Here is a 12,717-nt window from a genome sequence, read left to right on the forward strand (position 1 = left end):
GGACGTCGGAAAGCTCAATGCCGAGCACGCCGGCGAGCTTGGTGACGATGGTGCAGCTGGAGCCCCAGGGCAGGCAGATGTAGTGCAGCGGGCCGGCGGTCTCGAAGTCGCCGATGCGGTGATGATCGACAACGCCAAAGACCGTGGCGTCCTTAAGGCCGGCGACGGACTGGGCAGACTCGTTGTGGTCGGTGAGGACGACGAGCTGACCGGCCTCGACGGACTCGATCACGCGGGGCTCGGCGATGCCGGCGTCGGCGAGCAGCTTGGCAGACTCTGCCGGAAGCTGACCAAGGGCGCAAGCCTCGTAGGTGTTGCCGGCATACTCAACCTGGTTGAGCAGCTGGGACAGGACGACGGCGCTCATGATGGCGTCGTTATCGGGGTTCTGGTGACCAAAGACAAGAACGTTTGCCATGGATATCCTCCACTTGATATGTGTACTTGGACGTAGCTATGGTAGCACGCCGATGCCGAGCCTTCGCAGACGGAAGGGCCACGGCATATTTTGGGGCAGGCATGGAGGCCAAGGCTGTCCCTTTTGCACCATGTTGGTGCAAAGTAACCTGCCCCCCTTGCACCAGCTATTTACCAGCAGCGCGCAGGGCTACGTAGGCGGCACCGATGATGCCGGCGTCGTTTCCGAGCGAAGCGACCTTGATGGGCGTCTCGCGCGAGGCAGAAAGCGCGTACTGCTTAAAGTGCTCGCGGACCTTGTCGAGGTAGACATCGGCCGAGGCGGATGCGCCGCCGCCGATGAGGAACATCTCGGGATCGACCACGTTGGCAATAAGCGCCAGGGCGCGACCGAGATAGTCGGCCATGGTATCGGCCGCGGCCAGCGCGAGCTTGTCGCCCTCGCGGCAGGCCTGGAACACGTCCTTGGAATCGGAGGGACCGGTGAGCTCGATGGGCTCGACGCCTGCCTTCTTGCACTCGGCAAGGTAGTTGCTCACCACGCCGGTGGCGCTGGAATACTGCTCCAGGTGGCCATGTCCGCCGCAGCCGCAGGTGCGCTCCTCTTCGGGGTTCAGGCACATGTGGCCAATCTCGCCGCCGGCGCCCACAACGCCCGACACCACGTCGCCGTTAACGATAACGCCGCCGCCCACGCCGGTACCGATGGTGACCATCACCACGTTCTGCACGCCCTTGGCAGAGCCGAGCCAGGCCTCGCCCATGGCAGCGGCGTTGGCATCGTTCTCGTACTTAACGACCGCGTCGGGGCAGTGCTCCTGAATGGCGACTCTCAGCTCGGGCAGGTTAATGGCAATGTTGGCCTTGACCTTGGCATCGCCCGATGCCGGGATGGGGCACGGAACGGCCAGACCAATGCCCGCCACAAAGGCACGCGGAATCTGAGCCTTGGCGACCACCTGGTCGATAGCCTCGGTCACCGCGGCAAAGCCCGCGGCGTCAACGATAGGCGGCGTGGGCACGCTGGCCTTGGCCAGCAGGTTGCCGTCCTCGTCGAACAGGCCCTCCTTAACCGAAGTGCCGCCGACGTCAATGCCGATGTAGTACTGCTTAGGTTCCATGGGAGCCCGCCTTTCTCGTTTAAACATTGCCTGTATGGTACCGCTCCCAAGGCAAAAACCTGCCAAAAAGGGGCAGGTTTGTTTTGGCAGGTTTTATCTGTGAAAACGCAAACGACCGCTCAAAAGGTCGCGCAGGGCCTTCGCCAAATATAAGGGCGCTGGGAGGCGGAGACTCCCGGCACCCGTCAAAGGGACTATGTTGTCTGTTGGAGCGCGCGGTCCATCGCGGCGATAACGCCGACTAGGCCTTAAGTGCCCGCAGCTGCTTGTGGATCTCGATGAGCTCCGTCGCCATGACGCGCATGGTCTCGGTACCGGCCATCTGGTCCTCGGCATGCAGCAGAATCAACGGGGCCTCGCCGTTACGCTCGCCGTTGGCCTCTTTCTTCAGAAGCCCCATGTGAACATCGTGGCCACCGTTATAGGCCTCGTCGCCCTGCTTGATAAGCTCCTCGGCGGCGTCAAAATCGCCCTCCTTGGCCTTTTGCACGGCATTGATGTACATGCTCTTGGCGGTACCGACGTAGCTGATGATCTCGAAACAGGTCATCTGCAACTCGTTCATATCCTCCATATGCTGCACCTAGCCCATCACGCTGACGCAGTGATCGATGATGCCGGCAGCGTTCATGCGGCCGTAGTCGACCATGTTGATGACCTCGACCGGAAAACGACCGGCGGCCTCCTTCTCAAAGTCACCCTTGGTGTAGCCGATCTGCGGGCCAAGCAGCAACATGTCGCACTCGTCCAGGTGATCGTGGGCCTCGTTCATGGGACGAGCCTCGACCTCGATATCCAGACCACGGTTTGCAACCTCGGCCTGCATCTTCTGGACCAGCAGGCTCGTGGACATACCGGCATTGCAGCAGAGCATGATCTTCTTCATGGTTTCCTCCTTATAACTGCGCGGCGCGCAGACGACGACTGGTTATATTCCTTGCGGTTATTGTGCCCTCTTTCTGCGCCCTTACGCAGAAGAGAGGTGCAGGCACCGGCACCGCGTACCGGCGCCCGCAAGGTGAAAGGGACGAACGTTAGGCGTTCTACTCGGCAAGAGTCTCCTGCTTGGCGATTGCCTTCTCGGAAATCTTCATAAAGGGCAGGTAGACGGCCATGCCAATGACAATCTCGAGAGCCTGCCACACGCCGGCGCGCCAGTCAAAGCCCGTAGCGAGCAGGGCGTTGATGACGGGAGGCATAGTCCAGGGCACCTGGGCGATGCAGGGGCTGATGATGCCTGCGCAGGTAAGGCCATAGGTGATGCCGATGAACAGGTCGGGAAGAAGGACGAACGGGATCATGAGCGGCAGGTTGTACACGATGGGGTAACCGTAGATAACCGGCTCGTTGATGTTGAACAGACCAGGCAGGATAGCCATCTTGGAAACGGTCTCGGAAGCCTTGTTCTTGGAGAACAGGAGCGTGTCGAGCAGGAGCATGAGGGTGCAGCCCGAGCCGCCGATGAGGGCGAAGCTGTTAACGATCTGCATGTTCATGTAGTGATCGGGCTGGATGGTGCCACCGGCAGCAAAGGTAGCCATGTTGTCGACGATGAGCATGGTCAGGATCGGCTCGACGGTAGCGCCAGAGATGGTGGACTGGTGAATACCGACGCAGAACAGCAGGTTAGCAAGGGTGTAGATGAGGATAACAGCCCACGGACCGGCGTTCATGATGCTCTTGAGCGGGTTGGAGATGCACGTGGAGATGATGGCGCACAGATCGGTGCCGGCGCACACGGCGAGCAGGGCTGCGGCAAGAGCGAAAATCGCGAGGTTGAGCAGCATCGGGATCATGACGTTGAAGGAGTTGGAGACCGCGGGGGGCACACCCTCGCCCAGCTTAACCTTGAGCTTCTCGACGCCAGAAATCTTGATGAAGAGCGAGACGGAGAGCAGGGCGATGATAATGGCCGAGAACAGACCATTAGTGCCAGTGTTGGCAGTCGAAAGGGCGCCCGTGACCTCGGCGGAGGTGATCTTGTCGGTGAGCAGCGGGCTCGTGGCGGCAAGCGTGGCGGTGATCTGCTGCGGCATCATGATGACGAAAGCAGAGATAGCGACGACCACGCAAGCGAGCGGGTTATCGAAACGCTTGTTCTTAGCGAGGCTGTAGCCAATCAATCCGGCCAAGATAATTGCAGAGACGTTGAGGGTACCCAGCGTAATCGCCGAACCCCACGTCTGAAGGTTGGCAAGGCCCGCCGCATCGAGCGGGAACAGGGGGAACACGACGTTGTTAATAAGAACCGCGATACCCGCAAGGATATAGAGCGGCGTGATGGTCGCGAAGGCATCGCGCAGGGAACGCAGGTGAACCTGGTTTCCCACCTTCGCAGAGACCTCGGCAAACTTGTCGAGGAAGCTCTTTCCGTTGTCACTGGCCATGGTTGCTCCTAACTTTCAAATCCGGCCTTTTCCTATGCGCACGGTGGCCTGTCGCCCTCTGCCACCAGATGTGCCATGTGTTTCGCGCGGCGGCGCGCGGTCTGGGCGTTCGCCCGGTCGCTAATCAACCACGTGGGTTGTGGCGACCTGCTTGAGCCAAGCTGCCGACTTCTTAAGGCGGCGCTTGTAGCCATCCATAAGGTCGACCTCGACAAAACCGTAACGGTTCTTAAAGGCATTCGCCCAAGACCAATTATCGATAACGGCCCAATAATGGTATCCGCGGCACTTGGCGCCCTCGTCGATGGCCTTGGCCACCCACTCCAGGTGCTGACGTACAAAGTCGACGCGGTAGTCATCCTGGATAGTTCCTTCGGCGTCACGGTTCTTGTATTCGTCCATGATGCCGATGCCGTTCTCGGAAACGAACCACTCAAGATCGGGGTAGTTCTTAGCGCAGTCCATGCCAAAGTCGTAGAGGCCCTGCGGGTAGATCTCCCAGCCGCGGCTCTCGTTCATAACGGCGTCGGGCCATACGTACTCGTCGGCAAAGTGCGGCAGGCCGTACTGGTCGACCTTGCTCGCCGGTGCCTGAACACGCGTGGGGTGGTAATAGTTGCAGCCGAGCCAGTCGACAACACCCTGCTTGAGAATCTCTTGGTCGCCGGCACGGAACGGGAGCTTAACGCCGCCCTCGGCCAGGCTGTCGAGCACGTCGGCGGGAAGCTCGCCCTTGGTAATAAGGTCGAGCCACCAGCGATTGTTGATGCCGCTGGTCATACGCACGGCCTCGAGGTCTGCCTCGCTGGGGTTCTGCTTGGTGTAGACCGGGGTAAAGCAGTTGATCATGCCGATCTTGGCATCGGCGCGAACGGCGCCCTCGTCATAGGCGCGACGGTAGTTGGCCACGGCCAGCGCGTGCGCCAGCGAAATGTGATACTGCACGGTGCGAGCGCGGTTGAAGTCGTGGAGTTGCGGGAACCACACGCCCTCCTGATAGCGCTGTTCGGGCTCGACGATGGGCTCGTTAAAGGTGAACCAGTACTTAATCTCCTGGCCAAACTCGTGGAAGGCGACGTCGGCGTAATGCGCGTAAGCCTCGACGACCTCACGGCTCTCCCAGCCGCCACGGTTAAAGAGGTAGGTGGGCATGTCAAAGTGGTACAAGTTGACAAACGGCTCCAGGCCGGCCTCGCGAGAGGCGCGGAACAGCTCGTGATACCACGCAGCGCCCTCCTCATTAAGGTTGCCGTCGGCATCGAGCAGACGGCTCCACTGGATGGAAGTGCGATAGGTATTCAGGCCCAAGTCCTTCAAAATGCGAAAGTCTTCCTGGTACTTGGCCATAAAGTCATTGCCGGCATAAGAGCCAACGCAGTTGTAGAACGAACCCAGATCCTGGATGGACCAGGTGTCCCACAGGTTCTCGAGCTTGCCGCCCTGGTTCCACTGGCCCTCAGTCTGCGGGCCGGACATAGCAGCGCCAAAGAAGAAGTCACGGGGCAGCTGATACTGTGCCATCAAAGTCCTCGCTTTCGTGTTCTAGAGCTTCCGGTTGGAGACGGGTTTGCTTTGGCAGGTTATCCGGCGCGGGCGCGCACCGGTCATACCGATATCCAACCCGCCAAAACAAAACCGTCCCCAAGCAGTACAAGCAAACGCCAATGCATCTCGCTTGTTGTCTGTAACTATAGCGCTCTAATTTTCTATGTAAAGCGTCTTTTTCATTTTTCTTTATCGAACTTCTTTCATGAAAGCCATATGGATGCTTTTTAAGTAGGTATACTTTCTAAATATCGACGCAAATATGAAGGGAGGATTGCATGATTCCCAAATACGAGGCGATAGCTGCAGATATCCGTCGAAGCATCGAGGACGGCGCCCTTAAGCCGGGCGATAAACTGCCCACCGTCGTAGAGTTTTGCGAGCTGTATAGCGTTTCCAAGATCACCGTCAAGCGCGCGATCGAGCAGATTACCGAGGAGGGTCTTGTTACCAGCCGGCGCGGATCGGGCACCTACGTCAAGGACACGGCGGGACTTCCCGGCCAGGTGTTTTTCCAAGGCAAGAACGACCGTGCCCAAGGCTTTTCGTACGAGCATCGCGGGGAGAAAGTGACCTCGGTGGTCTACGATTTCTCGATCGTCAATCCGCCGGCAGAGGTTGCGACCCAGCTGGGAATGGCCGAAGACGACTTTGCCTATCACATCGTGCGCGTACGCGAGGTCGATGGTCAGCCCATCGTTATTGAGTACACCTATATGCCACTCGAGCTGATTCCGGGTCTTAAGAAAAAAGACCTGTACGCATCGATCTACAGCTTCATCCGCGAGCAGTGCGGACTCAAGATCTCGAGTTTCCACCGTACCATTCGCGCTGTCGCGGCAACTGAAGAAGAGGCCGAGCGCCTGGATACCAAACCCGGCTCTCCCTTGCTCGAACTCAACCAGATTGGCTTCTTGGATAGCGGCACCGCGTTTGAATATTCTGTCTCGCACAACGTAGGCGACCGCTTTGAGCTGCACAACGTAACGCTGGCCTAGTTTTGTAATCCGGTGGGTGCTCGTTTTGAGCTGTCTTACGCGGCACCCGCACAACCTTATGGGAGTATGCACATGTCCGATTTGATTAAACTCACGCCGATCTTCCACGAGAAGATCTGGGGCGGCCGCCAGCTGGAGACCGTGTTTGGCTATGACATTCCCGAGGGTCCCATCGGTGAGTGCTGGGCCATCTCGGCACACCCCAACGGCGACTGCCAGATTGCGGAGGGCCCGTATACAGGCCACACGCTTTCGTGGCTGTGGGCCGAGCACCGCGAGCTCTTTGGCAATTGCGAGGGCAAGGAGTTCCCGCTGCTCATTAAGATTCTGGACGCCAAGGACGACCTTTCGATCCAGATTCACCCCAACGACGAGTACGCCGCCGAGCACGAGAACGGAAGCCTGGGCAAGACCGAGTGCTGGTATGTGCTGGACTGCGAGCCCGGCGCCACGATCATCGTCGGGCAGCGCGCCAAGGATCGTGCCGAGGCCGCACAGATGATCGAAGACGGCCGCTGGGATGACATGCTCAACGTGCTGCCGATTCACAAGGGCGACTTTTTCCAGATTGACTCCGGCACCGTGCACGCCATCAAAACCGGTACGCTCATTTTGGAGACGCAGCAGTCGAGCGACGTAACGTATCGCCTGTACGACTACGACCGTCCTGGCACCGACGGCAAGCTGCGCCCACTGCACATTGAGCAGAGCCTCGACTGCATCGATTTCGACGTTCAGGCTCCGACCGACGGTACGGTGACCGCGCCCGAGGTCGATGGCGTGACCGAGCTCGAGTCTAACTCCTGCTACACCGTCGATCGCGTGTGTGTCGACGGCAGCAAGACCCTCGACCAGCGCTGGCCCTTCATGTGCCTGTCGGTCATCGACGGCGAAGGCACCGTCTGCGGCGACCCCGTCCACAAGGGAAGCCACCTCCTGGCCCCCAGCACCGTCACCTCCATCGACCTCGAAGGCAAGATGGAACTGATCATCAGCCACCTCTAGTTCGCACCAACAACCCAAACGCAACAAGGGGCTCCCCCGTTCACCAACGGGGGAGCCCCTTGTCCATATATATCAGCCCACCCGGCTCTCCAGACCAAAAAGCGAACGAGCAAAGCAACGCTCGTCTAGCAACGTTACCCAAGGACCTGGGCGGGCGTATAGGGCAACATCGATCGCGAGTTCCGCACGCAAAGGAGGCCACTTAATGTGGCCTCCGTCTTGCGCAGGACTGCCCGAGCAGGCGATGTTGCCCTATACGCCCGCCCAGGTCCGCCGGGATCACTGCAGCTTGACGATTGGCGCAAAACCTTTCATCAGCTTTTTGGTCTGGCCGGTCTTTTCGAATTGAACCTCGATCATGTCTCCGACAACCGAGATCACGGTACCTGTGCCAAAGGTCTTGTGGCTCACGGTATCGCCTGCGGCAAAGTCCTGCGACGCGCTAGCGCGATCGACCTTGCGCTCCACCGTCGGGGACACCTTGGACGAGGGCTTTTTGGCCCGCGGCGCACCCGAGCCAAAGGTCGAGGCAACACGGCCGGCGTCAGGCGAGACCCCACGATGGCGCTCGGTCCCGTAACTGCTGCCGCCAAAGAAGTCGTCAAAGCTCGATCCACCGCGCGAAGCGGAACCGCCGGTCGAGCGCGTATGCGAACCGAATACCTTGCCGCCATACATATCCGAGCCCATGCCCGAGCCAAAGGTGCCGTGACGGTCGCCGCGCTTCTCCCAGCCCGTGCCTTCGAATCCGGCAGAACCGATGCCGCTAAATTCAATGTCCTCAAACGGAATCTCGTTGAGGAAGCGCGAGCGCGGGTTGGCAGAGGTCGAGCCGTAGGTGCGACGCGTTGCCGCATAGGTCAAGAACAGGCGCTTGCGAGCACGCGTGATGGCAACGTAGGCCAGGCGACGCTCCTCCTCGAGCTTGCCCGGATCATCGCTGCCGCCAAAATCGTGCACGTGCGGGAAGATGCCCTCCTCCATGCCGGCCACGAACACCGCCGGGAACTCCAGGCCCTTGGCGGAGTGGATGGTCATCATGGTGATGGCATGCGTCTCGCCTGCCAAAGAATCCAAGTCGGAGCGCAGGGCAAGCCACTCCATGAGAGCGGGCAGCGCCTTACAGGTGAGCGGACCGTAGGTGCGCTCGATCTCGTCGGCATGCACGGCGCCCGCCGGCATCTCCGTCGGCGCGGCATAGGCGTTGCCCACGATGGCAGCAGCCAGGGCATCCTGCGGAGAAAGCGCCGGGGCGGCTAGGCTATCGAGCGGATTGGAACCAGTGGCGTCGCGAGCACCGACCAGCGCCTCAAACGAGGATGCCGAGACGGACGGTCCCGGCTCAGGCGCGGGCGCGCTCACCACAACGGGCTCGGGCTCGACGCCGGCAGGCACGTCGGCAACACCGGCCGCGCGCAGCTCTTCTAGGCTCTCGAGCGTACCCTCGATATCCTCGTGCGTCTCCTCAAATTCGGCAGCGACGCCCAGGAATTCCTGGATGTTCTCGGCACGGCTCTCGGATTCCATGGTGCCCTCGGCACGGAAAGCCTGCAGCAGGCCCGTCTTGTCGACGATCATCTCGACAACGTCCTTGAGCTCGCCGTCCATGCGGCGACCCTCGCGCACCAGCGACACAAAGCTCGACAGGCCGTTGCGCACCTTAGCGCTAAACATGCCGGTTTCGGCGCACGCGATCTCACAAGCCTGGAAGAACGAACAACGGTTGTCGCGCGCCAGCTTCTCAATCTTTTGGATCGAGGTGGAGCCGATGCCGCGGCGCGGCGTGTTGATGACGCGCTTGACGCTCATCTCGTCGGCCGGGTTCACGATCATCTTGAGGTAAGCCATGACGTCGCGGATCTCGGCGCGGTCGAAGAATCGCGTGCCGCCCACGATCTTGTAGGGCACGCCCGCACGCAGGAACATATCTTCGAGAATACGCGACTGGGCGTTAGTGCGGTAGAACACGGCGATGTCGTCGTAACTCGTGCCCTTGGAGTGCAGCTTTTCGATCTCGCCGGCAATCCAGCGGCCCTCGTCGCGCTCATCGCTTGCTTGGAAGGCCTGGATCTTCTCGCCGTCGCCCTCGGCCGTAAACAGGCGCTTGTCCTTGCGCTGCGAGTTGTGACGCACCACGGCGTTGGCAGCGCTCAGGATATGACCCGTGGAGCGGTAGTTCTGCTCCAGCTTGACGGTCTTGCAGTTTTTAAAGTCCTTCTCAAAGTCCAGGATATTGGTGATGTCAGCACCACGCCAGCTATAAATGGACTGGTCGTCGTCGCCCACAACCATGAGGTTTTGGTACTTGGCGGCCAGCAGGTTGGCGATCTCGTACTGGACGTGGTTGGTGTCCTGGTACTCGTCGACGCTAATGTAGCGGAAGCGCTCCTGATACTTGTCGAGCACCTCGGGGCGGGTGCGCAGCAGCTCGAGCGTGCGCACGAGCAGGTCGTCGAAGTCCATCGCGTTGGCGGCGCGCAGGCGGCGCTCCAGCTCCAGGTAGACTTGCGCGGCCTTTTTGTCATTAGGGCTGTCGGCGGATTTGAGCATGTCCTCGGGCCCGATCATGGCGTTTTTAGCCGAGCTGATCTTGCTGCGGATCATGTTGATGGGGAACTGCTTTTGCTCGATGCCGAGCGTCTGCATAATGTCGCGCACCATGCGCTTTGAGTCGTCATCGTCGTAGATGGTGAACTGCCCGGTGTAGCCCAGCAGGTCGGCGTCCTCGCGCAGCATGCGCACACACATAGCGTGGAAGGTGCACACCCACATGCCGCGGGTGCCGCTGGGGATGAGCGCTGCCAGACGCTCGCGCATCTCGGCCGCGGCCTTGTTGGTAAACGTGATGGCCAAGACCTGCCAGGGCTTAACGCCCAGGTCGCCAAGCATATGCGCGATGCGGAAGGTCAGGACGCGGGTCTTGCCCGAGCCGGCGCCGGCAAGGACCAGCAGCGGGCCCTCGGTGGTCAGGACCGCCTCGCGCTGGGCGGGGTTCAGACTATCGATATCGACGAGCGGCTTGGCTGGTTTGGGCGCCGGAGCCGGGGCGTCGTAGATGTCGAGCGGAACGAGCTCGGGTTCCGGCGCGGCGGGGGCGGTGTACGCATCGAGCGGCACGGGTTCCGGCGCGGGCGGCACGGGTACCGCAGTGTTCTTTTCCCAGGGCAGGGGCTGGGTCATGGGCGACTCCTCATCTGACGGACGGCGCGCCTGCGGGCAGCGCCATAGTTTGAGCCGTACCAGTATACCGAGCCGCGCGGACACCGACGCAAATCACACCACGACTCCGTGCGCCGCCATCAGGCACGCCCCAGCGGATTTGGCGCAATGGGGTCAAGTTAGTCTGTACCACGTTGGTGCAAAGAAACCTGACCCCCGATGCACCAATCACGGAGCCACCGATGCCATGGTAACGGCAGCGAGCGGCGGCCAGAGCGAACAAATTGGCATGAAAAGGGGGCGGCATAGACCTTTTGGCCATGCCGCCCCCTTTGAATAACAAGTTGTCGCTCTGGCCGCCGCGCAGCGTCGACTAAGCTAGAGGCCAAGCATCGGCTCCAGAACAAAGAAGTATGCGAGCACCACGATGCCCAGGATGATGCGGTAAACACCGAAGCACTTAAAGTCGTGACGGCGGACGAATCCCATGAGCCACTTGATGGCGATGAGCGAAACCACAAAGGCCACAACGCAGCCCACGCCCAAGATAGCGACCTCGTTGGCGCCGAACGTGCCGCCCTTGATGAAGTACTTGACCAGCTTGAGCGCACTTGCGCCAAACATAACGGGAATAGCCAGGAAGAACGTAAACTTGGATGCCACCGAACGCGTGCAGCCCAAAAGCAGGCCACCGATGATGGTAGAACCGGAACGAGACGTACCAGGCACCAGCGAAAGCACCTGGAAGCAGCCGATACCCAGCGCAGTCTTCCAGCTCAGGTCCTCGAGCGTGGCGATGGAGCCAAAGTCCAGATTCTCGTCATCGTCCTCATCCTCAGCGGTAGCCGCGGCGGGCGCCGCAAAGTGCGCACCGGCGGGACGCCCGCCCGCCACCACAGCACGCGAACCAAACGAACCGGCAACGGCCATTTCCTCGCGCTTGCTCGCGCGCCAGTTCTCAATCACGATAAACAGTACGCCGTACACAATGAGCGCCAGCGCCACGACGGGAGCATTGTAGAAATGCTCCTCCATCCAGTCGTTGAGCGGCAGACCGATCGCCGCGGCGGGAATGCAGCCGAGCACAATCTTGCCCCACAGCACCCAGGTGTCGCGACGGCCCTCCTTGCCCTTGCTGGGCGAGAACGGGTTGAGCTCATGGAAGAACAGGACGCAGACGGCCAAAATGGCGCCAAGCTGAATCACGACCAGGAACATATTCCAGAACGTCTCGCTCACGTTCATCTTGACGAACTCGTCCACCAAGATCATGTGACCGGTCGACGAAACAGGCAGCCATTCGGTGATGCCCTCGACCAGGCCCATGAAGGCAGATTTTAGAAGCTCGATAATATCCAAAGGGACCCCCTCGTTAGACACCCGCCGATATTGTTCTGCGGACGGTGCGGGCGATGTCCCATTATCAACCGTTCGGGCGCGTCTACGCCTACCCTTACCAAAAAACTCGCCCGTTCACAGAATTGCGAGCGGTCAAACCCAAATCCTTGGGTATAACTGCAACAAGATAAAGTGTCCGGCGGCCAACGCGCCCGCGCCCGCCTGATGCACGAGCCCCGCGCCCGTGCGATAGACCAAGGAGGAAACCATGAACGAGGGCTACACCAAGGTATTTGTTTCACTCGACGGTACTGAGCAGCAGGATTTTGTGCTCGCACGCGCCATCAAGGTCGCCGCGAACAACGGCGCCAAGCTAATCATCGGCCACGTTATCGATTCCACGGCGCTCGAGAGCGCCGGTTCCTATCCGGTCGATCTGGTCAACGGCCTAGAGGAGGCATTTAAGAACTCCATCGCCAAGCAGCTCGAAGAGGCCAAGGCCAATCCCGATATTCCCGAGGTCGAGGTCATGATTCGCGCCGGCCGTATTCGCGAGACGCTCAAGGACGAGATGCTCGACGTGGTTAAGCCCGACCTGGTGCTCTGCGGCGCCCGCGGCCTGTCCTCGATCAAGTATGCGCTGCTGGGTTCGATTTCGACGTTCCTGCTGCGCAATACGGACTGCGACATCTTGGTCGTGAAGTAGCAAACGTACGCCTAACGCATCGCGGAGCGCAAGCCCACGTG

At 60.3% G+C, this 12,717-nt stretch carries 11 protein-coding genes; 3 read left to right on the plus strand and 8 right to left on the minus strand.

Annotated elements, in window-relative coordinates:
- From AB5758_RS04065 to AB5758_RS04090, 6 genes are all read right to left on the minus strand, one after another.
- The coding region (locus AB5758_RS04065) for a DHH family phosphoesterase (RefSeq protein WP_368155393.1) at positions 1 to 418 on the minus strand (418 nt) is incomplete at its 3' end.
- A 166-nt stretch (positions 419 to 584) separates the two neighbouring features.
- Positions 585 to 1,538, minus strand: coding sequence for an ROK family protein (locus AB5758_RS04070; protein ID WP_233539252.1), 954 nt, complete (start codon positions 1,536 to 1,538; stop codon positions 585 to 587).
- 241 nt (positions 1,539 to 1,779) lie between these two features.
- Complete coding sequence (locus AB5758_RS04075) at positions 1,780 to 2,112, minus strand: PTS sugar transporter subunit IIA (RefSeq protein ID WP_349110355.1); 333 nt, start codon at positions 2,110 to 2,112, stop codon at positions 1,780 to 1,782.
- 9 nt (positions 2,113 to 2,121) lie between these two features.
- Positions 2,122 to 2,424 (minus strand): PTS sugar transporter subunit IIB, encoded by a 303-nt coding sequence (locus tag AB5758_RS04080; RefSeq protein ID WP_035137700.1) that lies wholly within the window; start codon positions 2,422 to 2,424, stop codon positions 2,122 to 2,124.
- 157 nt (positions 2,425 to 2,581) lie between these two features.
- Positions 2,582 to 3,925, minus strand: a complete 1,344-nt coding sequence (locus AB5758_RS04085) for a PTS sugar transporter subunit IIC (RefSeq protein WP_368141346.1) — start codon at positions 3,923 to 3,925, stop codon at positions 2,582 to 2,584.
- A gap of 120 nt (positions 3,926 to 4,045) precedes the next feature.
- Positions 4,046 to 5,446, minus strand: coding sequence for a glycoside hydrolase family 1 protein (locus AB5758_RS04090; protein WP_368141345.1), 1,401 nt, complete (start codon positions 5,444 to 5,446; stop codon positions 4,046 to 4,048).
- Between the two features lie 302 nt (positions 5,447 to 5,748).
- Between AB5758_RS04090 and AB5758_RS04095 the strand changes: the two genes are divergently transcribed.
- Both AB5758_RS04095 and AB5758_RS04100 read left to right on the plus strand, forming a co-directional pair.
- Positions 5,749 to 6,468 (plus strand): GntR family transcriptional regulator, encoded by a 720-nt coding sequence (locus AB5758_RS04095; RefSeq protein ID WP_368141344.1) that lies wholly within the window; start codon positions 5,749 to 5,751, stop codon positions 6,466 to 6,468.
- Between the two features lie 72 nt (positions 6,469 to 6,540).
- Positions 6,541 to 7,473 carry a type I phosphomannose isomerase catalytic subunit gene (locus tag AB5758_RS04100; RefSeq protein ID WP_438265956.1) on the plus strand — a complete coding sequence of 311 codons (933 nt, stop codon included), beginning with the start codon at positions 6,541 to 6,543 and terminating at the stop codon, positions 7,471 to 7,473.
- A gap of 279 nt (positions 7,474 to 7,752) precedes the next feature.
- Here the strand turns inward: AB5758_RS04100 and AB5758_RS04105 are convergent, their stop codons facing one another.
- Positions 7,753 to 10,653 (minus strand): ATP-dependent helicase, encoded by a 2,901-nt coding sequence (locus AB5758_RS04105; RefSeq protein ID WP_368141342.1) that lies wholly within the window; start codon positions 10,651 to 10,653, stop codon positions 7,753 to 7,755.
- A gap of 357 nt (positions 10,654 to 11,010) precedes the next feature.
- Positions 11,011 to 11,991 (minus strand): undecaprenyl-diphosphate phosphatase, encoded by a 981-nt coding sequence (locus tag AB5758_RS04110; protein ID WP_349070464.1) that lies wholly within the window; start codon positions 11,989 to 11,991, stop codon positions 11,011 to 11,013.
- A 247-nt stretch (positions 11,992 to 12,238) separates the two neighbouring features.
- Here AB5758_RS04110 and AB5758_RS04115 point away from each other — a divergent pair, with 247 nt between their 5' ends.
- The gene (locus tag AB5758_RS04115; protein ID WP_006235921.1) at positions 12,239 to 12,676 is read left to right on the plus strand and encodes a universal stress protein; all 438 of its coding nucleotides are present in this window, start codon (positions 12,239 to 12,241) and stop codon (positions 12,674 to 12,676) included.
- Positions 12,677 to 12,717 lie beyond the last annotated feature (41 nt).

The organism is Collinsella aerofaciens, from assembly GCF_040926405.1.
GTDB lineage: Bacteria > Actinomycetota > Coriobacteriia > Coriobacteriales > Coriobacteriaceae > Collinsella.

Excerpts from the sequence above, each read along its gene's own strand:
- AB5758_RS04070 (WP_233539252.1), bottom strand. The coding sequence starts at position 1,538 with ATGGAACCTAAGCAGTACTACATCGGCATTGACGTCGGCGGCACTTCG.
- AB5758_RS04075 (WP_349110355.1), bottom strand. The coding sequence starts at position 2,112 with ATGGAGGATATGAACGAGTTGCAGATGACCTGTTTCGAGATCATCAGC.
- AB5758_RS04080 (WP_035137700.1), bottom strand. The coding sequence starts at position 2,424 with ATGAAGAAGATCATGCTCTGCTGCAATGCCGGTATGTCCACGAGCCTG.
- AB5758_RS04085 (WP_368141346.1), bottom strand. The coding sequence starts at position 3,925 with ATGGCCAGTGACAACGGAAAGAGCTTCCTCGACAAGTTTGCCGAGGTC.
- AB5758_RS04090 (WP_368141345.1), bottom strand. The coding sequence starts at position 5,446 with ATGGCACAGTATCAGCTGCCCCGTGACTTCTTCTTTGGCGCTGCTATG.
- AB5758_RS04095 (WP_368141344.1), top strand. The coding sequence starts at position 5,749 with ATGATTCCCAAATACGAGGCGATAGCTGCAGATATCCGTCGAAGCATC.
- AB5758_RS04100 (WP_438265956.1), top strand. The coding sequence starts at position 6,541 with ATGTCCGATTTGATTAAACTCACGCCGATCTTCCACGAGAAGATCTGG.
- AB5758_RS04105 (WP_368141342.1), bottom strand. The coding sequence starts at position 10,653 with ATGACCCAGCCCCTGCCCTGGGAAAAGAACACTGCGGTACCCGTGCCG.
- AB5758_RS04115 (WP_006235921.1), top strand. The coding sequence starts at position 12,239 with ATGAACGAGGGCTACACCAAGGTATTTGTTTCACTCGACGGTACTGAG.